22 protein-coding genes and 1 pseudogene are annotated in these 26,568 nt (G+C 40.8%); 7 read left to right on the top strand and 16 right to left on the bottom strand.

Going from position 1 to position 26,568, the window contains the following annotated elements:
• Positions 1 to 68: 68 nt before the first annotated feature.
• From CDC33_RS09080 to CDC33_RS09050, 6 genes are all read right to left on the bottom strand, one after another.
• Positions 69 to 608, bottom strand: a complete 540-nt coding sequence (locus CDC33_RS09080) for a late competence development ComFB family protein (RefSeq protein WP_109008209.1) — start codon at positions 606 to 608, stop codon at positions 69 to 71.
• 120 nt (positions 609 to 728) lie between these two features.
• Complete coding sequence (locus tag CDC33_RS09075; protein ID WP_109012504.1) at positions 729 to 1,643, bottom strand: M23 family metallopeptidase; 915 nt, start codon at positions 1,641 to 1,643, stop codon at positions 729 to 731.
• A gap of 500 nt (positions 1,644 to 2,143) precedes the next feature.
• Complete coding sequence (locus CDC33_RS09070; protein WP_109008208.1) at positions 2,144 to 2,836, bottom strand: DevA family ABC transporter ATP-binding protein; 693 nt, start codon at positions 2,834 to 2,836, stop codon at positions 2,144 to 2,146.
• Between the two features lie 104 nt (positions 2,837 to 2,940).
• Positions 2,941 to 4,107, bottom strand: coding sequence for an ABC transporter permease DevC (gene devC, locus CDC33_RS09060; RefSeq protein WP_109008206.1), 1,167 nt, complete (start codon positions 4,105 to 4,107; stop codon positions 2,941 to 2,943).
• Between the two features lies 1 nt (position 4,108).
• Complete coding sequence (locus CDC33_RS09055) at positions 4,109 to 5,404, bottom strand: ABC exporter membrane fusion protein (RefSeq protein WP_181373942.1); 1,296 nt, start codon at positions 5,402 to 5,404, stop codon at positions 4,109 to 4,111.
• Between the two features lie 529 nt (positions 5,405 to 5,933).
• Positions 5,934 to 7,175, bottom strand: a complete 1,242-nt coding sequence (locus CDC33_RS09050; protein WP_244919180.1) for a pentapeptide repeat-containing protein — start codon at positions 7,173 to 7,175, stop codon at positions 5,934 to 5,936.
• 459 nt (positions 7,176 to 7,634) lie between these two features.
• On the opposite strand from CDC33_RS09050, the gene CDC33_RS09045 reads away from it, so the two are divergent.
• The gene (locus tag CDC33_RS09045) at positions 7,635 to 9,167 is read left to right on the top strand and encodes an IS5 family transposase (RefSeq protein WP_109007337.1); all 1,533 of its coding nucleotides are present in this window, start codon (positions 7,635 to 7,637) and stop codon (positions 9,165 to 9,167) included.
• A gap of 49 nt (positions 9,168 to 9,216) precedes the next feature.
• Here CDC33_RS09045 and CDC33_RS09040 read toward each other — a convergent pair whose 3' ends face one another.
• Genes CDC33_RS09040 through CDC33_RS09030 form a run of 3 tightly spaced genes read right to left on the bottom strand, consistent with a single transcriptional unit; the run spans position 9,217 to position 14,380 of the window.
• Entirely contained in the window at positions 9,217 to 11,181 is a 1,965-nt protein-coding gene (locus tag CDC33_RS09040; protein WP_109008204.1) for a hybrid sensor histidine kinase/response regulator, read from the bottom strand.
• Positions 11,181 to 11,657, bottom strand: a complete 477-nt coding sequence (locus tag CDC33_RS09035) for a response regulator (RefSeq protein ID WP_109008203.1) — start codon at positions 11,655 to 11,657, stop codon at positions 11,181 to 11,183. Before CDC33_RS09035 ends, CDC33_RS09040 begins: the two co-directional genes overlap by 1 nt.
• On the bottom strand, positions 11,654 to 14,380 hold the full coding sequence (locus CDC33_RS09030) for a PAS domain S-box protein (protein ID WP_109008202.1): 2,727 nt from the start codon (positions 14,378 to 14,380) through the stop codon (positions 11,654 to 11,656). Before CDC33_RS09030 ends, CDC33_RS09035 begins: the two co-directional genes overlap by 4 nt.
• A 968-nt stretch (positions 14,381 to 15,348) precedes the next feature.
• On the opposite strand from CDC33_RS09030, the gene CDC33_RS09020 reads away from it, so the two are divergent.
• On the top strand, positions 15,349 to 15,837 hold the full coding sequence (locus CDC33_RS09020; protein ID WP_109008201.1) for a hypothetical protein: 489 nt from the start codon (positions 15,349 to 15,351) through the stop codon (positions 15,835 to 15,837).
• Positions 15,838 to 16,124: 287 nt separating this feature from the next.
• Here the strand turns inward: CDC33_RS09020 and CDC33_RS09015 are convergent, their stop codons facing one another.
• The 4 genes from CDC33_RS09015 to CDC33_RS09000 form a co-directional block, all read right to left on the bottom strand.
• Entirely contained in the window at positions 16,125 to 16,556 is a 432-nt protein-coding gene (locus CDC33_RS09015; RefSeq protein WP_244919179.1) for a type II toxin-antitoxin system VapC family toxin, read from the bottom strand.
• Positions 16,556 to 16,795 (bottom strand): hypothetical protein, encoded by a 240-nt coding sequence (locus CDC33_RS09010; RefSeq protein WP_109008199.1) that lies wholly within the window; start codon positions 16,793 to 16,795, stop codon positions 16,556 to 16,558. The genes CDC33_RS09015 and CDC33_RS09010 overlap by 1 nt, the downstream gene beginning before the upstream one ends.
• A 293-nt stretch (positions 16,796 to 17,088) precedes the next feature.
• A complete protein-coding gene (locus tag CDC33_RS09005; protein WP_109008198.1) occupies positions 17,089 to 18,564 on the bottom strand; it encodes a pentapeptide repeat-containing protein in 1,476 nt (491 codons plus the stop codon).
• Positions 18,565 to 18,806: 242 nt separating this feature from the next.
• The gene (locus tag CDC33_RS09000; RefSeq protein ID WP_109008197.1) at positions 18,807 to 19,550 is read right to left on the bottom strand and encodes a pentapeptide repeat-containing protein; all 744 of its coding nucleotides are present in this window, start codon (positions 19,548 to 19,550) and stop codon (positions 18,807 to 18,809) included.
• 185 nt (positions 19,551 to 19,735) lie between these two features.
• Between CDC33_RS09000 and CDC33_RS08995 the strand changes: the two genes are divergently transcribed.
• Positions 19,736 to 20,950: an FAD-dependent oxidoreductase gene (locus CDC33_RS08995; RefSeq protein WP_109008196.1), complete on the top strand. Its 1,215-nt coding sequence runs from the start codon at positions 19,736 to 19,738 to the stop codon at positions 20,948 to 20,950.
• Positions 20,951 to 21,063: 113 nt separating this feature from the next.
• Here the strand turns inward: CDC33_RS08995 and CDC33_RS08990 are convergent, their stop codons facing one another.
• Positions 21,064 to 21,543 (bottom strand): protein tyrosine phosphatase family protein, encoded by a 480-nt coding sequence (locus CDC33_RS08990; protein ID WP_109012502.1) that lies wholly within the window; start codon positions 21,541 to 21,543, stop codon positions 21,064 to 21,066.
• Positions 21,544 to 22,192: 649 nt separating this feature from the next.
• Here CDC33_RS08990 and CDC33_RS08985 point away from each other — a divergent pair.
• The 4 genes from CDC33_RS08985 (at position 22,193) to CDC33_RS08970 (ending at position 24,715) form a co-directional block, all read left to right on the top strand.
• The gene (locus CDC33_RS08985) at positions 22,193 to 22,690 is read left to right on the top strand and encodes a GNAT family N-acetyltransferase (protein ID WP_109008195.1); all 498 of its coding nucleotides are present in this window, start codon (positions 22,193 to 22,195) and stop codon (positions 22,688 to 22,690) included.
• A 124-nt stretch (positions 22,691 to 22,814) separates the two neighbouring features.
• Positions 22,815 to 23,456: a TetR/AcrR family transcriptional regulator gene (locus CDC33_RS08980; RefSeq protein WP_109008194.1), complete on the top strand. Its 642-nt coding sequence runs from the start codon at positions 22,815 to 22,817 to the stop codon at positions 23,454 to 23,456.
• Between the two features lie 226 nt (positions 23,457 to 23,682).
• A complete protein-coding gene (locus CDC33_RS41610) occupies positions 23,683 to 24,000 on the top strand; it encodes a DUF120 domain-containing protein (protein WP_219930087.1) in 318 nt (105 codons plus the stop codon).
• Positions 23,984 to 24,715 (top strand): class I SAM-dependent methyltransferase, encoded by a 732-nt coding sequence (locus CDC33_RS08970; protein WP_109008193.1) that lies wholly within the window; start codon positions 23,984 to 23,986, stop codon positions 24,713 to 24,715. Before CDC33_RS41610 ends, CDC33_RS08970 begins: the two co-directional genes overlap by 17 nt.
• Positions 24,716 to 25,003: 288 nt before the next feature.
• Here CDC33_RS08970 and CDC33_RS08960 read toward each other — a convergent pair whose 3' ends face one another.
• Complete coding sequence (locus CDC33_RS08960) at positions 25,004 to 25,369, bottom strand: SDR family NAD(P)-dependent oxidoreductase (RefSeq protein ID WP_280524402.1); 366 nt, start codon at positions 25,367 to 25,369, stop codon at positions 25,004 to 25,006.
• Between the two features lie 277 nt (positions 25,370 to 25,646).
• Positions 25,647 to 26,488: pseudogene (locus CDC33_RS08955) on the bottom strand (ISAzo13 family transposase).
• Between the last annotated feature and the right edge of the window lie 80 nt (positions 26,489 to 26,568).

The raw sequence follows: 26,568 nt of genomic DNA, 5'->3' as shown, positions 1-26,568 counted from the left end.
TAGTTAAGAGTCATTAGTCATTAGTCCTTTGTCTAAAACTAATGACCAATGACCAATGACTCTTAAAATTATAATTTTTGCTCAAAGTTAGGTGCATAAGTTTGGAGTAAAGCACTAACTTGGCGTACAACCTCATTTCCAGTGTTTTTGCCCAAAGCTTGCCGTTCTGGGAAGAAATTGGGTCGATCGAGGTAACGATTAATCGCCTCACTTATTTGCTGAGAAATCAAGTCTTGCAGTTGTGCCTGAGCCGTTTGGCGCTGGAAGTTAGCACCTTCTTCTGTAGTAGCATATAAAGGTGGTAGCCTGTTGAGGGCATAAGCAGCAATATCGCCGACATCTAGAGAACTTTCGCTGGTAGCTTCGATTTCTGCGACTCGGGCGATCGCTTCGGTCAGTACCAATTCTTCCATAACGTTAATGAATTGTTTGCGAGGTACCGCCACTACCTCACCAGTCAATAGCGCTCCCATCAGCCGATCTAGCGCCATATACTCTTCAATTGAGAGTTCCGAGGCGTTGTCACATATTCTACCGACTTCTGCTTCCATTGCTGGTGTCAAATAACCATCCTGGAGAGCTTGTTCTACAATTCTTTCGATGCTCATAATGCTTATCATCATTTATGTTAGCAAAGCTTGGTAGGGACGGTATCAACCCAATTTCTTTTGCCAATTTTCAGCAAAAAAAATACAAATTATGCACAGACGCAATCAATTCCGCCTCTACTAATTAACGACCTTAGTTCGCCAAGGTGTTGGATCAACAGATTGTCCGTTGACATACAGACCCCAGTGCAAGTGCGGCCCCGTAGCAGCACCTGTTGAACCTACTGCACCAATTAGTTGACCAGCTTTCACAAAATCACCTTCTTTAACGTTAATACGACTCAGGTGCATGAAAATACTGGTTACTCCTTGACCGTGGTCAATGCCAACTACGTTACCGTGTATCCGAAATCCTTGGGATACCCTACCTACCAAAGCAACTCGTCCAGAGGCTGGGGCAATTATCGGTGATCCGGTAGCACCAGCGTAGTCAAGGCCACGATGATAGTAGTCTTTTGCAAATGTACCATTATAGTAGCGACGTACACCATAGTTTGTACTCATCCGCCCTGCATTTGGCTTCAGAAATACTCCATTCCAATACTTTTGTGGTGTTTGTAGTGCCTTGAAAGCTGCCACACGCTTGAGTTCATACTCTGTGGCATCTACTCCGGCTTTACCAGGTGGCAAAGTAATACGTTGTACGGGGAACTTACGATTAAGCACATTCACTGCTAAATTTTGTACTTGACCATCTCCTGTAACCCGAAGTGTTCTAGTTCCAGCTTTTTCTAGTGGAGTTGTGGGAACGAAAGCCCGATACTGATTGGGGGCAATTTCAAAGGCTGGGTATATATTCTTACCACTAGCTACTGTTGGATTTGGACTATTATCGGTATTATCTCGATTAATCTCTACCGAGATTGTATCCCCTAATTTAGGATTAGTTGGAGTAATTTTGACTTGTAAAGCATCTACAGGCAATGCCAAGGTTAAAGGGAGAACAGCAAATATTCCCTTTAACACATTTATTGCTTTGACATTAAAACCGAGCAACTTCTTGTTTAAACTACTAGCGCTATTCTCAATAATCATAGAGCTGCAAAAATCCCTTGCTTGTGTTGCAAAATAGACTAGCTTATTTCTACTAATGTTTCCTGTTTGAAGTAGATGTTGTTGAAAACCACAAATATTGGGAAATCCATCAGTTGGACACTTGTCCAACTGGACACTCATAGTACACTGTTAGGTTAAAGTTGGTGTAGTTAAATTACTAAACCAGATAAAGTAAGAGCAAGGGGAAAGCGTCAGAAATAACCCCAGAAGATTTAGGCAAAGCTAGCTTTGGTAAGCTGTTGAGCATTTAATTTGCACAATTAGGGTGGACAACATGCCCACCCTATCATAGATTTTATTGATGGATCGTATAAATTATTTCTAGGATTTTTAGCTTATCTAATCTTAATCCTCGTTTATACATTCGTAACAGATATTACTAATATTGATATGGGGTGTCGAGTGTAAAATAACAGTGATTTTACCTAAAATTTTCTGATTCCGAGTTGAGAAGCTAGAGAAATAAAAGCTTATCAACTCTAAACTGATAGTTTTGCTTTTGGCTTGAGTTTGCCATCTTCCATGTGAACGATGCGATCAGCTACATCTAGGATGCGGTTGTCATGAGTAACCATCAAGATGGTACAGCCTTGTTCTTTTGCTAGTTTTTGCATGAGATTGACTACATCTCGTCCCGATTGACTGTCAAGGGCGGCTGTGGGTTCATCGGCTAGGATTATTTGAGGATGACTAACTAAGGCACGAGCGATCGCTACTCGTTGTTTTTGTCCCCCAGACAGTTTATCAGGATAGTAATGCAAATGATTTCCTAATCCTACGTGTTCTAGCATTTGGGCTGACCTAGCTAGCATCTTTTTTAAGCCAAGATGTTTATGCAATTCCAAAGCCATTTTGACGTTTTGGAGTGCTGTTAAACTACCATGCAAGTTATGTGATTGGAAAATATAACCGTTACGGCGTCGCGCCTGTACTAGTTGTTCAGCACTAGCACCACATAGTTCTCGTCCCAATACCCGCAAACTACCAGATTGGGTAGAACGTAATCCACCTACTAAGGTCAGCAAGGTAGTCTTTCCAGAACCAGAAGGCCCAGTCATAATAATAATTTCACCGGCGTTAATCTCCAAGTTGATGTTAGATAAAACTTGCTTACGGAGTGAGCCTTGACCAAAATGGTGGTCGAGATTCTGGATGGAGATGACGGGAAGCATATTTGGGGGGTGGGGAGTGGGGAATGGGGAATGGGGAATGGGGAATGGGGAATGGGGAATGGGGAGTTGTAAGACATTCTTCCCTACTCCCCACTCCCCTAGTTCTAAAACATATCAGCAGGATCGGCGGCTTGGAGTTTGCGGGTGGCGATCGCACCGGAAATTGCACACATAATTATGGTCAGCAGTAATACCTGCAATGCTCGAATCGCAGTCATGTACATGGGTAAATTTGTGGCACTGCGAGTCAGTTGGTAAAGTGCTAAGGATACTCCCAAGCCAGGGAAAAAACCCAGTGCTGCTAATATTAACGATTCTTCAAGCACCACACCTAGTAGATAGTAATTGCGATATCCCATTGCTTTGAAGGTGGCGTATTCCCGAACGTGGGCATTAACATCGGTGGAAAGGACTTGATAAACGATAATCACGCCCACCACAAAGCCCATCGATACACCCAGGCTGAAAATAAAGCCAATTGGGGAATTTGTTCTCCAGAAGTTGTTCTCAAATTCTATAAATTCGGCGTGGGTTAAGACTATGACATCATCTTTTAGATAGGCTTTCAATGTTGCTGCTACCTTTTTCGGGTCATAACCTGGTTTTACCTTTATCAAACCTAAACTGACACTGCTGGACTGTCGCCCAGAAAATAGCCGCAAAAAGTTTTGATCGCTGGTAATCAAATTGCCATCAGAACCAAAGGAAGCGCCGACTTGAAATAAGCCACTAATGGTAATTGTGCGCCGTTCTATTTCGGTGGTTAGGGTTTTACCTTGGTCAATTTGAGCGATCGCTTTTTGATAATCTCCTCTAGCACCACGATCGAACAAGACAGCACCTGGCAGCTTAATTGTCTGCAATTGCTGGTTAACATCTGGTAAATCAAAGGCTGGCTTATCTGGATTAAAACCAATAACTAACACCCCCGCCTCACGGTGTGTTTGGGGATTTTTCCAGATTGTATTGTTGAAATACATTGGTTCTGCTGACTTCACCCCTGGTATATCCATTGCTTGGTAAAGTCGCCGCCGAGAAAATGTAGACAAGCTTGGCAAGTTACGGGCTTGGGGGCTGGTTAAAACAATGTCTGCTTGCAAACTGCGATGCAGTCTAGTGTTACTGTCATACAGCGCAGTCTGAAAGCCCAGTTGCATGAACATGAGAAGATCCGCAAAGGCAATTCCTGATAATGCCACTAAAAGACGGCTTTTTTCATGATTCAATTGCAGCCATCCAAGAGGGGTTCGGCGTCGCAGTTGTTTAATCACATTATAAAAAGGGGGGAGTGGGGAGTGGGGAGTGGGGAATGGGGGCAGGGGGAGATGGAGAATAACTTAAACCAATGCCCAATTCACTATTCCCTATTCCCAATTCAATTACTGCCTTAACTTGCATATTGGTTAAGGTGGCAGCTTTTTGACTGGAGGCTTCATCTAGTCGGATATGGACTTCGACTACTCTGTTATCGATATTGTTAGCAGGATCTGTGTTAATGACATTCTGACGCCGCACTTGTAAGCCTTTACGATCTACGATTCCCTGTAATTCAATGGCGAGGGAATCACCAAAGACTCGCACTTGCTGCCCTGAACGCACTTTGTCGATATCGCTTTCGTAGACTTCGGCTATCACATACATCTGGTTGGTTTGTCCGATATCAGCAATGCCATCATTTGATATTAATTCGCCAGGATGGGTATGGATCTCAAATACCTGTCCATTTTGAGGCGATCGCACTTCGGCCTGTTTTAAATTTACTTTTGCCAGATTCATGGCTGCTATGGTACGATTGACCTCGGCTTGGGCAGCTTTTATATCCACTCCTGGCACTTCGGCGATTTCATCGAGTGTTGCTGTGGCTTCTTTAATCTTTTGCTGGCTTGTTGATTGAGTCCGATTTAACTGTGCTTGTGCTTCTTGCAGGCTTTTTTGAGCGGTTTCCAAGTTTAAACGCTTATTATCTCGTTGGGAAGCGGAAATTGCGCCCTGTTGATATAGCTGCTGATACCGTTCGTCTTCTGCTTGGGCGTTACCCACTTCGGCTTGAAATCGCTCAATTGTCGCTGCTTGGGCATTAATATCACCTTGGCGTTCTGCTTCTAAGCGAGCGATCGCAGCTTTTTGGGCGGCAATTTCACCGGGTTTAGCACCTGCTTGGGTGCGGTTTAGGTTTGCCTGGGCTACTTTTACTTGTTCTTGTGCCTCTTCTAATTCTGCTTGCAAGCGATCGCTACTGTTCAAAATCGCAATCACCTGTCCTGCTTTTACCCTATCCCCCTCCTTCACTAACAACTTTTCTACCCGACTTCCTTCGGCAGACACCGCAGCAGAGAGTTTAATTACTTTTCCCTGTGGTTCAATCCGCCCTAAAGCTGTTACCGTTTGTAACTGTGGCAATTGTGTTGCTGGCACTTGTGCTTCTGAATTTGCATAATTTTGCCAGTTTTTTAGTATATAAAAACTTATTCCGCCAATTGATAAAAATGCAATTATACCTATACCAACGGATAGACGCAGAATAGACTTAGGGAATGTTCTGTACCCTAGCTTTGAGTTTCGCACCATAGATTACCTCTTAACTAGTGGCGCAGAAAAAACTAAATAGTTATTGTTAATCTTTCGATTCTGAATTCATTAAAAATGGTAATTGTTGATATTTTACCAAGCTAATGCGATTTAGCTGGGATAACAACAAATCACTCTTCAGTATTAATAGACTTATGTTTTTAATGAAATACTTTTGTTTTTTTAAAGTACTCAGGTATAGTAAATGTTTTCAAAGTCGCGGGTTGTAACAGCGCCAACAATTAGAGATAAATTCAGTCCAAATAATATTTTTGTCAGAAAATACAAACAAATTAATTCTAATTTATAAATAATATCTTTAAATTTGAGATTTATATAAATTTGAGTGATATATTTGACTACTGAAAGCTATTTTTCCGAATTGTCTTTTAAATTTGACAATCCGTTTGCTACCAATAACTTATGATTCCCACAGTTCAAAGGGTTGGTAGAAACCGCGCCTATACAAAAAAACCCGCGCAAGCGGGTTATAACAAAAGGCTTAATTGACTGAAACTTTAGCTTTTTGTTACTTCCAGCTTCTGGGTATTTTAAAGTTTTCTGGTAAGATTGTGGTGCGATCGCCAAGTGCCTGTTCAATCTGTTGTAATTCAAGGTTTTCACATCCGCTCAAGTTTGCTCTAGAGAGGTTAGCTTCTTGGAAGTTAGCATCTTGCAGGTTAGCTGTACTGAGTAACACAGCTTCTAAGTTAGCTCCAGCAAGCTTTGCATTTTGCAAGTTACTACCAATTAGATTTGCATCTTGAAGGTTGCTATCCTCAAGGTTTACTCCTTCCAAGTTGGCATCACAAAGGATTGCTCCTTCTAAATTTGCACCACAAAGTATTGCTCCTTCTAATTTGGCATCACAAAGGATTGCCCCTTCCAAGTTGGCGTCGTAAAGGGTTGCCTTTGAGAGGTTCGCTTTTCTGAGGACTACGCCTTGGAGATTGGCTTCTGGGAGCATTGCTTTTTGCAGGTTGGCTTCATAGAAAATTGATCCACAAAGATAGGTTATTGATAAGTCTGTCTCTGAAAGATTTGCTCGGGTAAAATTGACCCATTGCAAGTTGGCTCCAACGAGAATTGCCCTAGAGAGGTTTGCTTCGGTTAAGTCTGCATTACTGAGGTCTGTATTGCGTAAATCTAGTTTCTGATTTACCGGATCTTTATGTGAATCGCGCCGTCCAATGACAGTCAACGCTGTTTGAATATCTGTAGGAAGTTTTGATGAGTGCTGTAACTCATCCTCATATTTCTGATTTATTGGGGCATTCTCGCGGATAAATGCAGCGAGAATTTCCATAATTGTCCAATGGTCTTTGTGAGAATCTCTGGCAATTCGCTCTAAAGCATAAATTGCGGCAAACCGCGTTTCAATCTTCTCATTTCCCAACTGTTCAATCGCTTTAGAAAAACGTTCTGGAACAATTTCTTCTAAAGTTTCTTGGGTGTTATTAGTGTCAGTTACAGTGTTGTTATCCCAAGCTAGTGTGCCAGAAAGGAATTTGTTTAACACACTCTGATTGTCACTAAAAGAGAGCCTGGAAGTATAGTAAGCATTAATAATTAATGCTAATCCTCCAATGATTATGGCAATAATGATTAATGCTTGATTAATATATTCTATTTTTTCTTGATTTGAAAATCCTGCAATGTTTTCAAAGAATGAAAAAATTAGAGTTAATGTGAAAATAAATATAATTGAGAGAAATACCAAAAAAGTCGTGAGTCCATTTGTCTTTATGAGAGACATGTCATAAGTCTTCATATCTGACTCCTTACGGAAGTAAATTTAGGTTGATTTTAAGACGATATTCAAGGTTATGATAGAGTACAAACACGTAACTACTTGACAGAGCCTTAAATCTACTTCATAGAAATTATCTATGAAATCTTCGATAAGTTATTTTTCAAACATCCTCTGAAGTGCGCTGGATAGTGGTAGAGACATAAGATGGTTGTGCCTGAAGCGAAGCTATTCCACGCAATTGAAACGTTTGTATTACCTATGAACAATATTTTAAAAAATTTAACATTAATGAGGTTCATCTAATTACTCAGGTTGAGCGCAAACACCTAAGTAGGGGTTGCTGAAAAAAAAGAAAAGGTTACAGTCTCTAGATTATCAGACCAAAGAAAGATATTCAGGTGCAAGAGTTGAGGGTAAAATAACCCAAAATCCTTGCATCACCGTGACTAGCAGGACTAAAGTGTGTCATTAGTAACCATGTACCGAAAGCAGGAGCAAACTACAATCCCACCAGAAAACTTTGAACTTCCGTTTGAAGGAAAATTATCAGAAGATAATCGTTGGGTAATTATGGCTGATTTAATACCGTGGGCGGAATTTGAAGAGGAATATTCTTCATTTTTTTCGGCAGAGATGGGAGCGCCAGCAAAATCATTTCGGGTGGCATTAGGCGCATTAATAATCAAAGAAAAACTAGGAATAAGCGACAGAGAAACAGTAGAACAAATTAAAGAAAACCCTTATCTACAGTACTTCATAGGAATATCATCTTATATTAATGAAGCTCCATTTGATCCATCTATGCTAGTCCATTTTCGTGAAAGAATTAGTGCAGACTTAGTAAACAAAGTAAATCAAGAAACTGTTAAAAGGATGCTAGAGACAACATCTTCGACTTTAGCAACTGAATCAACTGAATCAACTGAATCAACTCAAAAAAAAATAGAAGAATTAGAAAAAGAAGATAACACGCCGAAAAATCGGGGAAAATTAATATTAGATGCGACTTGTGCGCCAGCAGACATCAGCTATCCAACAGATTTCGAGCTATTAAATCAAGCAAGAAAACAGACAGAACGAATAATAGACCTTCTTTATGAACAGATAAAAGGTACATTAGAGAAAAAACCAAGGACTTATCGGGAAATAGCGAGAAAAAACTACTTAGAAGTCGCTAAAAAACGTCGTGTATCCCAAAAAGATAGGAAAAAAGCGATTAAAAAGCAGCTTCAATATATCAAAAGAAACTTATCTCATATTGACCAGCTAATCAGATCGGGAGCAACTCTAGAAAAACTAAGTACTAAACAATATAAAATGTTGCTTGTAGTTGTAGAAGTTTATCGTCAACAACTATGGTTGTATGAAAATAAAAAACAGAGTATTGATGACCGAATCGTTAGTTTAAGCCAACCACATATCCGCCCAATTGTCCGTGGAAAAGCTGGGAAAGCCGTGGAATTTGGGGCAAAATTATCAGCTAGTTATTTTGATGGGTATGTATTTTTAGACCATATTAGTTGGGATAATTTTAATGAATCAGGAGACTTAAAATCACAAGTAGAAGCATATAAAAACTATACTGGCTATTATCCAGAATCGGTTCATGTAGATAAAATTTATCGCACAAGAGAGAATAGAGCTTGGTGCAAAGGAAGAGGTATTATCATGAGTGGTCCTCCTTTGGGAAGACCACCAGCCAATGTTAGTAAAGAAAAAAAGAAACAAGATTTAGAATCTGAGAGAATTCGTAATTGTATTGAAGGAAAATTTGGGCAAGCTAAAAGAAGGTTTAGCCTCAATCGAGTGATGGCGAAACTTTCCCACACTTCTGAAACTGCAATTGCTATTACTTTTCTAGTGATGAATCTTTCTACTCACCTGTCGCGGGTGTTTTATGCTTTTTTATGTCTATTTTTGAAAACTGCACCTTTTTTGCAGTTCCGTATAACTGAAAATTATGATTTTATTAGTTATAAACAAGAAAAGCTTATCTTTGATTTTGCTTGAATAACTAGTCAACCCTTAAGATTGCTTTTTCATACTTTTTCAGCAACCCCTAAGTAGATTGGACTAGATTAGAAATCGCCGTGAGCAATTCCTCTGGTGCTACAGGTTTAACGATGTACTGTTGAAAGCCTGCTTTTAGTGCTTGCTGCTGATTGATTTCGCCTGCATAAGCAGTCAGAGCGATCGCTGGAATCTGTTTTTCACCTATTTTTGCTTCTAGAGTCCGCACCTGTTTGATCAGCATATAGCCGTTCATCTCTGGCATTCCAATATCGCTAAGTAAGATATCTGGCTTTGATTGTGTTAGCGCTTGTAATGCTTCATCTCCTGATGCTGCTGTGGTGACGATCGCTCCAAACTGTTCCAGCACAAAGCTGAAAAAGTCGCGGGTATCAGCATTGTCATCTACAATCAAGACTTGTAAACCCATGAGGGGAGAAGCGGCAAAAACGGCAGTTGAGGAATCACTATTCATGTCATCCTTGATTGTTGCAGATTCCTTGAGCCGTGGTAACTTAACTGTGAAGATAGCTCCTTTGTCCTCGCCAAGACTTTCGACCCAAATCGTTCCACCGTGCATTTCCACCAAGTGACGAGCGATCGCTAAACCTAACCCTAGCCCACCAAACTTTCTAGTTGTTGTACCGTCACCTTGACGGAAATAGTCAAACACATGAGGTAGAAAATCAGGATCAATACCTTTGCCTGTATCGCTGACAGTAATCTGCACTTGAGCATCGATGCACTCCAATAGCACATTTACTTTTCCACCAGTCGCTGTAAACTTGACGGCATTCGATAACAGGTTCCAAAAGACTTGCTGTAAACGGGCTGAATCACCCAAAACTTTCCCCTGCGGATCAAGCACCGTCTCAATCTGAATGGTTTTTGCTTCTGCTGCTAAACGCACTGTTTCCATTGCGGCTTCAATAGTGGATGCCAGATTGACTGGCATCATGTTGAGGTTGAGTTTGCCTTGGAGGATGCGAGAAACATCCAGCAAATCTTCAATTAGTTCAGCTTGTAACTTGGCATTGCGCTCAATAGTTTGAAGGGCTTTTTTAAGTGATATCTCATCAAATTTACGGCTCTGCAACAGTTTTGTCCAGCCGATAATCGGATTCAGTGGCGATCGCAATTCATGGGAAAGTACTGCTAGAAACTCATCTTTGATTCGGTTCGCAGCCTCTGCTTCGGCCCTTGCTGTTTGCTCAAGTTGCAAAAGGCGATCGCGTTCTGATTCGGTGCGCTTGCGATCAGTGATATCAGTTAACATAGCGATCGCACCTAAGAACTCATTTTGTTCATTCAAAATCGCTCTAGCAGAAATCAGTGTCCAAATATACGAACCATCTTTGCAACGCAATCGAGCTTCTTTAAGATCACTCCCTTCTTGCTTGTGCCACTCCAGTTTCTCTTCGGCTGCTACTCCATCAACCCGATCGATAAAATAAAACATAGAACGACCAAGCATTTCTTCTGGCGGATAGCCCAACATCTCACAGAGCCGTTGATTTACAAACTCTGTTCGTGATTGAGAGTCAATCATCCAAATTCCCTCATAGGAGGTATCAACAATTCGGCGATACTTGGCTTCACTCTTCTGTAACGACTCCTCCGCTTGCTGGCGCTCCCGGCGCTCCTTAGCTTCCCGCAATGCCCGTTGCACTGAGGGAACTAACCGCCCTAATCGTTGCTTTAATACATAATCGGTTGCACCATTCTTCAAAGCCTCGATCGCTAATTCTTCACCCAGCGCGGCAGAAACAAAGATAAAAGGAATCTCTGGACATTGATTTTGGGCAATTTCTAAAGCCGAAATTCCATCAAAAGATGGCAGGGCATAATCGGCGAGAATTAAATCGAAAGTCTCTGCTTCCAAAGCAGCCAAGAAATCAGCACCAGTTTCAACTCGTATTAATTCACAATTAATTCCGCCTTCGGTTAACTTCGCTTCGGTAAGCTCTGCATCTAACAAACTGTCTTCTAAAAGCAAGAAACGGAGTAGATTCATTAGTTCTTCTCCTGTTGACGATTAGGTGCTGAAGGTAGAGCGCCAACAGGGGGCTGATTAATGACTGCCCAAAACAGTCCCACACCTTTGATAGCATCGGCAAACTCATGGTAATCAAGAGGTTTGACCACATAAGCATTAACGCCTAACTCATAGCATCGAACTAAGTCTGGCTCCTCACGGGAAGAAGTTAGCACTACCACTGGAATCACTCGCATTATTGGGTCTGATTTTAATTCTGTCAGCACTTCTAATCCATCGATTTTAGGTAGTTTTAAATCGAGCAGCACCACAACCGGATGCCCTTCCATCCGCAACCTAAACAGCCCCCGACGGTAGAGATAATCTAGTGCTTCCTCTCCATCACGCAGTACCACTACTTCGTTGGCGAGATGATTTTCTGATAAAGCGGCCAATATTAATTCTGCATCGTTGGCACTGTCTTCAATTAGCAGAATTCGCTTAAGTTCTTTCATTCGCCCTCCTTCTTTGGCAACTTAGGTAGTGAAAAATAGAAGGTGGCTCCATTGTCAACTATAGCCTCTGCCCAGACTCGACCATTATGCCGATGAATAATGCGTTGCACGTTTGCCAATCCAACACCAGTGCCTTCAAATTTTGGGTCGCTATGCAGGCGTTGAAATACTCCGAATAGCTTGTGAACATATTGCATATTAAAGCCTACGCCGTTATCTTGTACAAAAAAGACAACTTCGTTTTCATTGTCAATACTGCCAACAGTGATTTCTGCTGGGTTTCGAGTCTGGGAATATTTTACGGCATTGTCTATGAGGTTGCGAAGCACGAGCCGCAGCATGGAAGGGTCAGCTTGCACTTCTGGCAGTGATTCTATGTGCCAATTGATTGTGCGTCTTGAGGTTTGAATTTGCAAATCACGTTTTATTTCTTCCACTAGTTGCTCCATATTAATATTGATGTAGCGCATTTCGGTGCGCCCCATGCGAGAAAATGTGAGCAACTCATCTATGAGTATTCCTGCCTGTTTGCTAGTTTCTGCAATTATTCTTAAATAACGCTGACTTGTTTCATCTAATATATTTGTTGAACTATGCCGCTTCTGAAGCAATTCTATAAATCCGGCGATGTGGCGAAGCGGCGATCGCAAGTCGTGAGATACTGAATAAGAAAAAGATTCGAGTTCTTTATTGGCGGCTTCGAGTTGGGCTGTGCGCTCTTGAATCCGTTGCTCTAGCATTTCGTTGAGTTGTTGCAGGGCGGCTTCGGCAACTTTGCGATCGTGAATGTCGCTGGCGATGCCTACCCACTTGATAATCTGTCCGCCTGCATCTCGAAATGGCAAACCCCGGACAAGATGCCAACGATAGCTACCATCAGAAACTCGACGGAAGCGAATTTCTGCTTCGTAGTTTGTACCGTTGGCAACAGCCTGCATCGAAGTTTTAAAGACGCGATCGCGGTCATTGGGGTGAATGATATCAATCCAGCCATACCCAGCCGTCTGCTCCATTGTCAATCCACTGTAATCAAACCAGTATTGATTGCAATAAGTAATACCATTGTGACTATCACCCATCCAAATAGCCTGGGGCGACACTTCTGTTAAAATTCGGTATCGCTCCTCGCTATCACGTAGCGTTTCTTGTGCCAGATTGCGATCGTGTAGCGCAACATGTTGTTCGCTAATGTCAGTGATTAACGCCGCATACCCTTCAACGGTTCCCTGTTGATTAAACTGGGGAACATAAATAGCATTTATATAACGTGTGCCGCCATCTTGATAAGGAACTTGACTTTCAAAAGTGACCTGCTCTCCTGCGAGTACTTGTTCCACATAAGGACGAACTACTTGATATGCGGGTTCACCCAAAACTTCCCAAAGATACTTTCCATAAACTTCTGCTGTCGAATGCCCAAACCATTCTTGATATGCTCGGTTGTTGAAGCGGTAACGTTGTTCTGAATCTACAAAGGAAATCAAAACTGGCAGCGTATCTGTAATTAAGCGCAGTTCCGTTTCTCGTTGCCGCAGTGTCTCCTCCATTTGCTTGCGGTTGGTGATGTCACGCCAGCAATCGATTGCACCAATAATCTGACTTTGGGAATTCCGAATCGGTACTACATTAGCGATCGCTGTAATCCGAGTTCCATCAGGACGTTCAATGATGCATTCCTCATCGCGGATTGTTTCACCGTCGCGCGTAGCACGGTATAAAGGCAATTGCTCTAGGGTAAGGCGCGTTACACCATCAGCTAAAAACAGACCGATGGACTGAACGTAATTGCCAGAAGTCATACCAACGAGGGACTCACCAGGTCTGCCCAAAAGCTCTTGCGCGAGTTTGCTGTTGGCAATGATCGGGAAATCAGGGGGGCCACCAGCGATCGTAATTCCCTCTGGGACGTGTTCTAAGAGCATTTGCAAAATGCTTTGGGAAACTTCTGCTTGTTTGCGATCGCGTAGCGCAGCTTGCCGTTGGCTCAAGTCAAGAACAAAACCAATGATTGTCCTATCTCCTTGCTTGGCAAAGCCAATTAAGACGGGAACTTGAGAGCCATCTTTGCGGATGTATTCTTGCTCAAATGCCTTACAACTTCCAGTAATTCTAAGTTCTTTAATTGCTTGCTCACTCACTTCAATGTATTCGGGTGGAGTAATCTCGCCCCAGCGAATTCTACGAGAGCGCAAATCCTCGCGTGTATAATTAAGCATTTGTAGAAAGGCATCATTGGCTTCAATGATTAAGCCGTTCAGATCAGCCACAATTACCCCAATAATATTGGACTCTGTTAAGCGACCAAATCTTGCCTCGCTTTCGCGTAGTGACTTCAGGTTGATCTCAGCTTTCCGTTGGGCTGTGCGGCGTGATTCGTTGAGCAAGCTGATTAACCCTGCTGTCAACATGAACACAAGCAACGGGACTAAAAAGTTGATATTTATAATGTTTAGCGAATAAACTGGCTTAAAAAAGAAGTAATTGATTGCCAAAGTAGACAAAACGGTAGCAAGTAACCCCGGCCCCAAGCCACCGTACCAGGCACTCACCATCACCGCAGCAAAAAACAGCGCCGCAGGCGTTGGCGTGAGGTATGTTTTGAGCAGCAGAGTTGCCCCCAGTCCTAAAGCAACGCACAGTAAAGCAAGAGTATATTGCAGCAGTTGCTCTCTACCGCCAGCAAAGATGTTTTTAGGTTCCGATGCCCTCACTTTATGAGCCATAACCCTACTCTGCTTTTGGAAAATACTGGTTTAGCAGGCTTTTGCCGGGTTCACCCATCTGCCGTAACATTTCTTTTATTCGTTTTAGCGCTATCCGTGAAGGCACTGTATACCCATTTTCTCAACGATTGACTGTTTTGAATGAAACTTTTAATCTAGCAGCAAACTATTTCTGAGAAAAATTGAGTTATTGCCGAAGCTCTCGAATTAAATCTAAAATCTCTAGCCGCTTTCTGACAGACATCTCCTTTTTCTATCCCCATAGCAATGACTAGCATAGGACAGGTGTCTTATTGTTTATCTCCTGCTTAGGGAATATTTCTCAGGTTATACCAGTAAGTTGAGTTTCGCTGCCTCTTTTCCTCTTATTGACAGTGCGATAAGAGAGCAAATGATTCTATATTAGGACTTACGCACACTCTACGAATTCTCGGCGCTCTTGGCGTCTTGGCGGTTCGAGAAATTAAGCTTTTTAGCAATTTTTGCGTAAGTCCTATATATCATCTTTCTCTACTAAACAGAGGGAAGGGGGATACCGTAAGTATCCAGCATTTAGAAGTTAAAACCAGAAAAATTCAATTAGCACAGCAAAAAAAGAAGTAGCATTTTGTTTTTTGTCAAGTACCTAAAGATAGTTGTATTAGAGATATTTTTCAATGAAACTATCTTTAGATAGATATTTCATCTACCTGAGCCTGTTTCTTTTCCACAAGTTGCATGAAAGTTGTTTACAGCCGATGACCCGTGATGGTTGTAAAAAACATTTATTTTTCTTTAAAGAGATAGCTTTCTCAATATTTATCTAAATACAAGCACAAACTATAACGCCTTTAACTAACTATCGTGTCTTGTCAACATGGACATTAGATTGCGTAAGCCCTGGCCTAATGGGAGAGTGCTTCAACCGAATCTTTGTAAAAGCTTATATAGGGCTGTTTTGCCAAGAATAAATACTAAAAGGATATTTAATGAAAACTAAATTTAGCTCACTCGTGACCAAATCAGTGGTTATTTCTTTTGCAACTACTCCAGTTAATATCCAAACTCATACTTATAAAGTTTTAGCGGATCTATTTCCTTTACTAGTAGGGACAGAAATATTTCCAGAACAAGAAGTACACTTAGTTCAGCTTCACCATGAGATTCGCTTTCAAATTAACAAAATTTTAACTTCTACACAGCAAAGTCAGTTTGAAAGTATCTTAGAAGAAGGTGGAAATTTTAGAGATGCTTTCTGTGCAATGAATCTTTCTTCTCAAGAACAAGCACAATTGCGTAGAGTTTTTCAGTTGTCTTGCATAAAATTAGCTAATCTGCTTACCCCTCAACAGGAAATAAAAATTCTGCAAAATTTGCAGGCTCGTTATAGAAACGAAAGTATTAAAAATAAGGAAATAGTAAAACTATTGACAGGTTTATTGGAGATTTCTTGGCAAGCATCCACAGTCTTAGGGTGAGCCTCAACGTTGAGGTTCTGAAGGTGAAACTTAAGCTTTTTTCCGGTAAGATTGTTGTGCGATCGCCTTTTGCCAATTCAATCTGCTGTTGTTCTAGATTTTCGGCTCCCGTGAAGTCTGGCAATTTTAGACGATTTATTTTTTTAACGAATTGCATTCGCGCAACGTCTAGTTAGAGAAAGACGCAAAGAGCGCAAAGTAAGAGAATTTTAAAGGGTTTTTGCCTCAGTTCCGTAACTTTTTGATTTTTGATTGCGGTCGTGAATTATATAGTGGGTAGGCATTGTTCAAGATGCTAAAACTTCACTGAGGGTAATAACAGGTAAACCAGGAACATTACGAAAGCCTTTATCGTTGGTAATAAATTGGTTAGAATTAACAGATAAAGCTGTTGCAGCATGAATAGCATCGGGTGTTTTAAGGTTACTTGTAGCCCGAATATTTGCAGCTTGTCGTAGTATTAATTGACTCATAGGAATTAACTGCACTTGAGATGACAATAATAGTTCTTCATAGTCTGCTACTAAAGATTTATTACCATTACGTAATGGAACAACTAAAACCTCCATTAATATTAGTTCACTGCTGATGATTTGAATTTCTCCGGCATAAAACTTAAACCATAGTGGTTTCAGAAGAGAGTAATAATCAGGGTTGCCTTCAATAGTATAAATAGCCACCGAAGTATCTATATAAATAGAGCCACTTGTTGGAAGCATTAGCTGTCCCATGATAAGCGTTCTTCTTGTAGTTGTTTTTCTATATCCTCAGCAGTTCGAGAAGGGTGTCTCCTACGGCTTTCTTCTATAATGTCCAGTACAGAACGATGTTTTGGTTCAGCTTTTTCTGGTAATATCACAAATACATCAACGCTATCGCCTATTTCAGCTTCTGGAATTTCAATTTCTATTTTGTTTCCTGGTAAAACTTTGGTTGTGATACGTAAAGCTGATTGCATAGTTTTTCCCTTAAGATTTATTAATACTGTAGGCAAGATTATTCTCTTCTATATTCTCCTACAAGCGATAGACGGCGGTAGTACTTTCATCTATTTCTTGTTTTTCGCTAAATGAATAAATAATGCAATAAATAAAATTAGAATTATAAACAAATTTTTCGGTATGTCTGTGTTGTTATTAGACATAGCTTTCTTCTTCATCTCCAAAATTATTATGGAGACTTTTGGTAGAAACTATAGCACTAAGTGAAACTGGTAGAATGCGCCCAAATAACTAATGATGCTGTGAGAACTCAACTTGATTGTCGCCAATCTGTCGGTGGTTCTATATAATCAGGTAGACGAGTAGTGCGATCGCCAAGTGCTTTTTCAATCTGCTGCAACTCTAAGTTTTTCGCCCCTGTTAAAATTGTCCCTTCCAGTTTGACATCACTAAGGTCAGCTTCTGAAAAGTTAGCTCCCATGAGGTTTGCCTGAGTCAGGTTAGCTTGATAAAAAGTCGCCCTATACAGGTTAGCTCCGATGAGGTTAGCTTGATAAAGGTCAGCTTCCGTTAAACTGGCTTCTGAAAGGTTGGCAAAATAGACTTCTGTTTGGTGGAGTTTGGCTGCATTCAAATTAGCCCCAGAAAGGTTGGCTCCATTTAAGTTAGCCCCTGAGAGGTTAGCACCAATCAAACCCGTCATGTACAGATTGGATTTACCCAATTTTGCTCCTTGCAAGTTAGCTAAAAATAACTTTGCCCCTGAGAGGTCGGTCATTTTTAAGGTCGCTTGTTGTAAGTTAGCTTTATAGAGGTTTGCTCCTTGCAGATTAGCTACACGCAGACTTGCTCCAGAGAGGTTGGCTGAACGCATGTTTGCCCCACTGAGATTAGCGCGGTTGAGATTAGCCCAACAGAGGTTTGCTCCACAAAGGCTAGCTTTTAGTAATTTGGTTTCATAGAGATTAGACCTCACGAGTTTAGCGCCGTTTAAGTCAGCCTCACTCAAGTCTGCTCCCCGGAGGTCAGCGCCACTCAAGTCAGAGCCACGTAAGTCTGCTTGTTGCAGATTAACTCCTAGCAAGTCTGCCTTTCTAATGTCGATATTACGTAAATCAAGTTTTTGATCTTTTGGGTCTTCGAGTAAATTACGTCTGCCAATGACAGTTAAAGCTGCTTGAATATCAGTGCGGATTTTTGGAAATTCTTCATGAAGGTTTTGCTCCAACTGCTGTGTCGGAGGGAACCCACCTCTGTGCCTACCTGAGTAAGCTGCTTCTTGATATTCTGGGTTTTGTTGCTCTACCTTTACCTGCTGGATAGGTGTATTCTCTCGCACAAAGGCAGTGAGAATTTCCATAATTGTCCAATGTTCTTTGGAAAAATCCTGAGCAACTCTTTCTAATGCATAAATTGCGCCTGTCCGGGTTTCAATTTTTTCATGACCAAGCTGGGCAATTGCTCCCATAAAGCGCTCTGAAATCAATCTGTCTTGATTAACTTTTGCATTTTGAATGCCAATTTCCAGGTTTTTCTCAGATGCGATCGCATTTTGCTGCATCGCTTGGGCCCGCTTTGCTGCATAATAAGTATTAAACATAACTGCCGATGCCAGAAAAACTATTGCAGTAGTTGTTAATGCTTGGTTTCTATACTGAATTTTTTCCTGAACTGACAATTCTTTAATACTGGATAAAACAAAAAAAATTACAGTCAATGAGAAGCCAAATATAACTGTTATAGTTATCAAGCAATTCAAAAGAGCGTCTGTCTTTTTAGAAGACATGGTAACGATTTTCCTTACAACCTAGAATTATTACTTAGATGTTGAGGAAAAATAGTATAGCATTTAGCAGAAAATTATAATAGGTGCCAAGACACTCAATTAACTAGTTAATGACAGAACCTCTCCCTGCCTTAACTTAAAATTCAAGTCTGTCCCTCTCCGGCTCGGAGAGGGACGGTTTTACGTAGTAAAACCAGGGAGAGGTCTTTTGATTAGGCTATCCGCCTTGCGATACCAGTGTTTTATTCAGAGAATTTAGCTTCTCTAAGGTTTGCCCCGTCGAGTATGGCATCATTAAGAACTGCCCCATTCAGCCTAGCTAAATACAAGCTTGCACAATGGAGGTTAGCCCCTTCGAGGTTAGCTCCTTTTAGACTAGCTGCACTGAGGATTGCTCCTTCTAGGTTAGCTAAATATAAGTTAGTATCTTCTAGGTTAGCTGCACTGAGAATTGCTCCCGCGAGATTAGCTTCTGTGAGGTTAGCTCCAGCAAGATTAGCTTGATAAAGATTTGTCTGTTCTAGGTTCGCCCTATTTAAATTTGCTCCTCTTATATCCGTGTGACTCAAATCAAGTTGCTCATTTTCTGGGTCTTTGTTTACATCTCTTCTAGCGATAACGGTAAGGGCTGCTTGAATATCTACACGAAGTTTTGTTGACAGGTTACTCGTTAATTTTTCTTGGGGCATATAAGGAGCATTTTCTCGGATAAAAGTAGTCAGAATGCCCATAATTACCCAGTGGTACTGTGCATGATTTTGGGCAATTTGCTCTAAATCATTAATTACAGCGAGACTGGTTTCTATTGTCTTCTTCCCTAGTTCTTCAATTGCTATTCTTAAACTTTCTTTTGGCAAGTGTTGCTGAGTTTGGTTAACTTTTCCATAAAAATCATGTATCCTCAGATATATTTTTGCTAGCTGCCCGTTATTTGTCGGTAAAATATTTTTTATGCCCTGAAAAGCATTAATAATTACTGTCAACATTACTAAGTGATAAAATGAGGTTTCAAAAATTACTTGTACTCACTACTCTTCATTCTTCACTATCAATTAACCTGAGCATGATAATTTTGATTGATGCTAATTATAAAGGATAGCTTTCTTTTACCAGATACGCTAGGCAACAAAAAAATCTGACAACTCAAATAGTATTGTTATTAACTACTTCAATGCAGCAGAAATTACAGCCTATAGTTAAAGACTTAGTGATGATTGGTGGCGGTCACAGCCATGCAATTGCCCTGAAAATGTTTGGGAGAAAGCCTTTACCTGGTGTCCGTTTGACGTTAATTACCGCAGCTAAAAAGACAGCCTATTCTGGAATGTTACCAGGACATATTGCCGGATTTTATAGTCACGATGAATGTCATATTGACTTGCCACCTTTAGCAAACTTCGCTCAAGCACATCTGTATATTGACAAAGTAGTTGCCCTAGACTTGGAAAATCACAAAGTTCTTTGTGCTAATGGACTTGTGGTAGATTTTGATGTGCTGTCTATTGATATTGGCAGCACTCCAGCTACAGTGTCTGTATCAGGTGCAGCAGAATATGCGATCGCAGCTAAACCAGTATCGCAGCTATTGGAACATTGGTATGAACTAATTGAAGCTGTAGGTAAAAATCCTCAAGAACCAATTAGCATTGCGATCGTGGGTGGTGGCGCTGGCGGTGTAGAATTGGCGCTGTCCATGCAATCTCATTTACATCGCATTTTACGTCAAACTCAACAACCAATTCAAAATCTTGAAGTTCATTTATTCCAGCGTGGCACGGAACTGATGCCCAATTATCATTCATCAGTGCGCCATCAAATTCAGCAAATTTTAACCGCGCAAGATATTAAGCTACATCTTGGGGAAACTGTGTGTAAAGTTGCACCTACACTATACAGCGAAACTAAAGAAATGTTTGAGATTAAATGTGAATCTGGCTTAATAGTGGAGTGTAATAAAATTTTCTGGGTAACACAAGCATCCGCACCCGAATGGTTAAAAAGCGCTGGACTAGCAACTGATGAGCAAGGTTTTATTTTGGTAAAAGATACGTTGCAATCTCAAACACACCCGCAAGTATTTGCTGCTGGTGATATTGCCACAATGGTAAATCATCCGCGTCCGAAAGCTGGGGTATTTGCTGTTAGGCAAGGTAAACCTTTATTTGAGAATTTGCAGCGAATTTTATTAGGTAAGCCGCTCAAACCCTATAGACCACAAAAACAATATTTGAGTTTAATTGGTACAGGAGACGAACGAGCAATTGCAACCAGAGGCGCTTTGACTTTACCACCTCACAAACTATTGTGGCATTATAAAAATTGGATTGACTGGCGTTTCATGGAACGCTTTCGTAACCTCCCAAGTAGCAAGAGTAAAGTGTCTTAACGCAGTCTATCTGAGTAAAAAAAGGTCTTACTACGCAAAAACGCCCCTCTCCGAGTCGGAGAGGGACAGATAACGACAGTTCAAGCAGGGAGAGGTTTGTCAAACTCGTTGTTTCAGCAAGTAGACACAGCTACTTTTGCATGTTTGTTAACGTAGTCCACAAATAATTGCTTCAGCCGGGGACTAACACCAGCGTGTTCAAAGAATCCAAAACCCAAATTCTTAGCTTTTTCCAAAGTTTCTTCTGGCGTTAATCCTTCCTGGATAGCGATACTTAACAGCGCAATTCCAGTCGATCGCATCCCGGCTGCACAATGTACCACTGCTGGTTTAGGAATTTCTTCGAGTGTCGTGAGGATTTTGGTAATAGCCTCTTCATTTAAATTTTTTAAATCCACCTTGAGTGGAACATTTGTATAATGCAGTCCCAATGCTTCCGCTACTTTTTGCTCATCCTTAGAAAATCCTAGCTCATCTGGCGATCGCAGATTTAGAACGGACTTAAAACCTTCTTGGATAGCTTGCTCAAGCTGTTTTGGTATAACTTGTCCTGTTGTTGTCAAGTTCTCGTTAATCTGTATGGCGTTGATCACATTCACTCCTTTTCAATTTCTAATGGCTTCTAGCTTGGTAAATAGTCTAATCAGCAAGCTTTAAGAAGATATTCAAATAAGCACCGCAAAATTAGCCACATATCAAAAGATATTGCTTGATTACTTCAAAATACAGATTTTGAAGCTGGTTATTTTATTGCTTTATCCATAATATACGGTTTACCGATAGGCTTAATGGTATTTAAAACTTATTATAGGTTTTGCGTATCAAATTACCGTAGCTTATAGTTTAGAAGTTGTCATCGATTGAATTACAGGGTGTCAGTAAAGCAGCTAAGAATTGCTTAGTTGATGGCTTGCTATGTCTACGACGGTCACTCAGCTTTGTCGTACTCCTTGGAGAAGCAAGCTACGTGCAGCAGAAGTGCGGGCTATACCTGAATAGACTTCTTGCATAAGTCGGGAAAGGGGGAAGGGGAAAAGTTCTGTATTGTCCCCTTCCCCCCTCTTGCAAAAGTGCTTTTTGCAAGAGGTCTAGTTCAGTTAAGCTTTTTTCTCTCCCCCTGCCTGCCTTAACAGATAAATTTGCTTAACTAAACCGTATTGGGCTACACCTACGCAACTAAAATTTCTCATAATATACTAAAAAGTAAAATAGGCACGTAATCTGAATACCAGCCCTGAACCTATGAGCGCTAACGAAATATCTCTTCGGCCTGCCCAAGAAACAGATGCGTGGGTGCTGAGTGCAATTCATATTGCTGCCATCAAAGCTCTACCTGCAACTTTCTACACCCGAAAAGAACTTTTAGCTTGGCGCAATCACCGTGACAAACCTGATGGTTCAAATATCTTGAAGAGTATGAAAACCGAAACTTTCTGGGTTGCGATCCAGGGAGATGTTGTAATAGGTTTTGCTAGTTTTATTGTTGATGAACTTATCGGACTGTATGTCCATCCTAAATATCAGGGTAAAGGGATCGGGCGTGCTTTAGTCCAACATTTTTGCAATGAAGCAACTAATCAAGGTATAAATAAGGTAATTACAACTGCTAGCCTCTATGCCGAAGGCTTTTATTTACGGCTAGGATTTACTGCCATCCAAAGAGCACCTCATTATTTAAGAAGTGGAATAGTTGTCCCAGTTACTAAAATGAGTAAAGTATTAACTATTGCACCAAAATAAATTTAATCTGATATTAGAAGATTTTCAATAACTTTAAAAATGCTCGTATCAAGATTATTTTTCTTCAAATTGCGGCAGCTTTTTCCACATAACATATTATGGAAGTAAGTACTTGCTAGCATAAATGAATAAAACCATCCGGTCATCAGCTCTTACCCGTACACGTTTGATAGAAGCCGCCTCGCAGGTATTTGCTAGTTTAGGTGTTCAAGGAGCAACTACCCGTGAAATAGCTCGTGTTGCTGGTGTGAATGAGGTGACTTTATTTCGCCACTTTGCTAACAAAGAACAACTTTTGGGAGCAGTCATCAAAAACGCCTTGGCACTCCAGACAGAAGCCCTTGCACACCCCCAAGTGTGGACGCAGGATTTAAAAATTGATTTAAGACAGTATGCCCATCTTTACAATACTATGCTGGAGGCACAGGAAGACTTAATTCGTACCTTCATTGGAGAAGCCAAACGTCATCCAGAGGAAGCAAAACAAGTGATTCAAGAAGCTGCCAAGCCTTTAGGGGAAAAATTGGTAGCTTACCTGCAATCGAGTCAGAGATTAGGCACTGTCAGAGCAGACCTTGATCTATTCCCAGCAGTTGATATGTTTAAAGGAATGCTATTAGCCGGAATGCTATGCCGTAGTGCAAATTTCAATCAAGGCAGCTATAGCTGTGAGGATTATATCGAAACCTGCGTAGATATTTTTGTGGACGGTATAATTGCCACTCCGTTTTCGGTTGTCAATACGGCTGTAAACCATGATTTTTGAAGGTAAGTTATTTCTGCGTGACTCCTTACGAAAACTATTCAAGAGGCAACGACTTTAGCGATCGCTAGCTACTGAATACAATTTATGTTTAATCGATATTAATAGTAATTAAAATTCACCAACCTATTTACAAAAAAGATAAAAATATATATTATATGAAAATCTTAAAAGGTAAATTTGTCAGTGGTTTAGGAAACTTTTCTTACTGGATTGAGAAACTCCAAAAATATTACTTGAGAAAAACAGGAATGAAATTTTTCCTGGAACTTTAAATATTCAGCTAGAACAACCTTACCACCTCCCGAAAAATGTAATTCGTCTGGAAAAGGAAGAATATGGAGGGACTGTTTCTGTTAGCATTGTTCCCTGTCAGATATTTAGCAGAGATGCTTTTATCCTAAGAACAGACAAAAATAACACAGAGAGTGGAGATCATCCAAAAACAATTATTGAGATAGCTTGCGACGTTAAACTTCGGGAGCTATATAACCTGAAAGATAATGATTTAATTGAAGTTGAGATTCACGATGTCAGATTTATCTGAATTAAACAATCTGCTTGCAGATGAAGCATTAATCCATTACGCCAGTGGTCAGGAGCAAAACCGATTATCAAAAGGTGCAGGTTTGCTGGAATTAGTCAGAAGCCAAGAACTTATAAGCCGCTATTTACCACCTCCACCCGCAGTGATTTTCGATGTTGGCGGTGGCGCTGGCGTCTATTCTTTTTGGCTTGCTCAACAGGGCTATGAAGTCCATCTCATTGATGCGGTTCCTTTGCACATAGAGCAAGCCCGACATTTGTCACAAGCTCAACCAGAATATCCTCTAGCTAGTTTGGCAGTTGGAGATGCTCGGCAACTGAATCGGGCGGATAATACTGTTGATGCTATTCTCTTACTTGGGCCTTTGTATCATCTGACTGAGCGCACAGATCGGATTATTGCTTTGCATGAAGCTCATCGCATCTTAAAAACTGGGGGTTTTGCTTTTGCTGCGGGAGTTTCTCGCTTTGCTTCAACCTTAGATGGATTATTTCGGGGACATTTAGATGATCCAGAGTTTGTAGAGATTGTTAAACAGGATTTGATTGATGGTCAACACCGCAACCCAAACAACCATCCTCGCTACTTTACCAAAACTTTCTTTCATCATCCAGAAGAACTCAGAGCAGAGGTTGAAGAAGCGGGTTTACATTCTGAAAAGATTTTAGCGATTGAAGGGCCAGGCTGGTTATTACAAAACTTTCAAGAACACTAGAATGAGCTTGGTCGGCGCGATCGCCTTTTAGAAGCGATTCGTTGGTTAGAAACCGAACCCTCTATATTGGGGATGAGCGCTCACATCATGGCTATTGCCCGTAAATAGGCGATAAAGTAAAGCGATCGCCATTAACTAGAGCGCTTGTCGTTTTGCTAATACTTGTTTGCGTAACAAGAGTAATTGTCTATCTTTAATGCCTTCAGCCATCAACCCCTCAACAGTTCTCATGAAATAATCAGCGCAAGACCCCAATTTTCCAGATGCGGTAGCAAGAATTATGCTTGTTTAGTGTTCTTGTCCCGTTGGTCGAATGAGGATTTCGTTGACATTAACGCGTGGTGGTTGGGTAACGGCGTAAACGATCGCAGCCGCAACGTCTTCGCTTTGCAGAGGTGTAATTGCCTTACGTCGTTTTTCGATCCCTTCTTTGGCAACAGGATCAGTTATTTGGCTGTCAATTTCCGTATCCACTAAACCTGGTTCGATGATGGTGACGCGGATGTTGTCTTTGTGGACTTCTTGGCGCAATGCTTCTGAGACGGCATTGACACCCCATTTGGTAGCATTATAAACACCAACGCCCGCCCGCGCTGTCCGCCCAGCCACTGAGGAGATATTGACTATGGGACTTCCAAGAAATAAAATATACAACTAGTAAGAATGATAATCATTATAATGAGGTGAGGTCTTGGGTTGCCGTTGGCAACCCAAGACCTCACCTTATACACATGGAAAATCTGCACTTTCCTGGCTTGACTGAAAAGTGCTATTTGATTATTAATTATAGCTAAAGAAAACTTTAATAACTATTTTTTTAACCTATGTTGCTCCATAGTGAATATCAATAAACCATTTCCCTAAATCCGGGAAAGTTTCATGGGTTGAATCAGTCAAACGCTTAATTTGCTCCTCAACTTTTGACATAGCTTCAAATGTTCAGCTTAACGCCTAGCTCATAAGTTTCAGTGACTAGTTTAACAACAGGATGTTTGCCATTCCAAGTCATATTCTTAGCAAAATTTAAAGCAGCTTCTACTTCATCTAAAATGCTCCCATTCCAATAATTTTCTAGTACAGCCCAAGTCCGTTCGATAGGATTATATTTACTATGATAGGGAGGGTAGTAAGCTAAACGTAAATTCAGTTGATATTTCTGAGAAAATTCAACTATTCGTTTCATGAATTGTGTACGCCGAAAACTATTTTCTCCTCCATTATCTTGATTAATAAGCAGAGTTTTTATTTCGGGAAATCGCCAACTTTCTGATGACCAAAAATCTGCTAAAATATCAACGATAAAATCACTCGTTACTTTTGATTCTGTAAAATATAAAAATAACTCGTCAAGACCTGGAAGAAATATGCCATAAGGAGTCACGCTTGTTTTAGGGTGGAAGTCATGGTCATCAGTTTTTGTCGGCGCTCGATTTCTACCACCACGGTCAAATGACCCGATATTGACACGAGCTTTTGCATCCAAGCTTAAACGTAAAATACTTGGATCTTCTATTGCTTCTTGATGAACTATAGCTAATTGCTCAAAGATTGCGTCAGTTTCAGGAATTTTTTTTGAGGTTGAATTTTGGCAACCCGTTTGAGGCGATATCCTAAACCATTTAACTTAACACGAATTGTTTCTGAAGTTGGTAAGTCTTCATCTGCATAACCAAATTTCTCAATTAATTGATGTCTGACTTCCGCAGCACTCAGGCGCGTGTAAAGCCTTTGACTTTTAAAACTTGGATCTATTTGACTTTGACCATCTACCAAGTTTTTGATATCTGATAAAAGATTTGGTAGATGTGATTCGGCTTTATAACGTCCTCGACCTCGATAATTATCTACACAAG

The organism is Nostoc commune NIES-4072, assembly GCF_003113895.1.
Taxonomy (GTDB): Bacteria; Cyanobacteriota; Cyanobacteriia; order Cyanobacteriales; family Nostocaceae; genus Nostoc; species Nostoc commune.
This window is presented reverse-complemented; position numbering and strand designations above follow the sequence as displayed.

Coding starts and splice junctions, on each gene's coding strand:
- CDC33_RS08995 (WP_109008196.1), top strand. CDS start 19,736: ATGCAGCAGAAATTACAGCCTATAGTTAAAGACTTAGTGATGATTGGT.
- CDC33_RS09000 (WP_109008197.1), bottom strand. CDS start 19,550: ATGTTGACAGTAATTATTAATGCTTTTCAGGGCATAAAAAATATTTTA.
- CDC33_RS09040 (WP_109008204.1), bottom strand. CDS start 11,181: ATGAATCTACTCCGTTTCTTGCTTTTAGAAGACAGTTTGTTAGATGCA.
- CDC33_RS09010 (WP_109008199.1), bottom strand. CDS start 16,795: ATGCAATCAGCTTTACGTATCACAACCAAAGTTTTACCAGGAAACAAA.
- CDC33_RS08970 (WP_109008193.1), top strand. CDS start 23,984: ATGTCAGATTTATCTGAATTAAACAATCTGCTTGCAGATGAAGCATTA.
- CDC33_RS09015 (WP_244919179.1), bottom strand. CDS start 16,556: ATGCTTCCAACAAGTGGCTCTATTTATATAGATACTTCGGTGGCTATT.
- CDC33_RS09045 (WP_109007337.1), top strand. CDS start 7,635: ATGTACCGAAAGCAGGAGCAAACTACAATCCCACCAGAAAACTTTGAA.
- CDC33_RS09005 (WP_109008198.1), bottom strand. CDS start 18,564: ATGTCTTCTAAAAAGACAGACGCTCTTTTGAATTGCTTGATAACTATA.
- CDC33_RS08980 (WP_109008194.1), top strand. CDS start 22,815: ATGAATAAAACCATCCGGTCATCAGCTCTTACCCGTACACGTTTGATA.
- CDC33_RS09035 (WP_109008203.1), bottom strand. CDS start 11,657: ATGAAAGAACTTAAGCGAATTCTGCTAATTGAAGACAGTGCCAACGAT.
- CDC33_RS09080 (WP_109008209.1), bottom strand. CDS start 608: ATGAGCATCGAAAGAATTGTAGAACAAGCTCTCCAGGATGGTTATTTG.
- CDC33_RS09020 (WP_109008201.1), top strand. CDS start 15,349: ATGAAAACTAAATTTAGCTCACTCGTGACCAAATCAGTGGTTATTTCT.
- CDC33_RS09050 (WP_244919180.1), bottom strand. CDS start 7,175: ATGAAGACTTATGACATGTCTCTCATAAAGACAAATGGACTCACGACT.
- CDC33_RS09075 (WP_109012504.1), bottom strand. CDS start 1,643: ATGATTATTGAGAATAGCGCTAGTAGTTTAAACAAGAAGTTGCTCGGT.
- CDC33_RS08985 (WP_109008195.1), top strand. CDS start 22,193: ATGAGCGCTAACGAAATATCTCTTCGGCCTGCCCAAGAAACAGATGCG.
- CDC33_RS09070 (WP_109008208.1), bottom strand. CDS start 2,836: ATGCTTCCCGTCATCTCCATCCAGAATCTCGACCACCATTTTGGTCAA.
- CDC33_RS09055 (WP_181373942.1), bottom strand. CDS start 5,404: ATGGTGCGAAACTCAAAGCTAGGGTACAGAACATTCCCTAAGTCTATT.
- CDC33_RS09030 (WP_109008202.1), bottom strand. CDS start 14,380: ATGGCTCATAAAGTGAGGGCATCGGAACCTAAAAACATCTTTGCTGGC.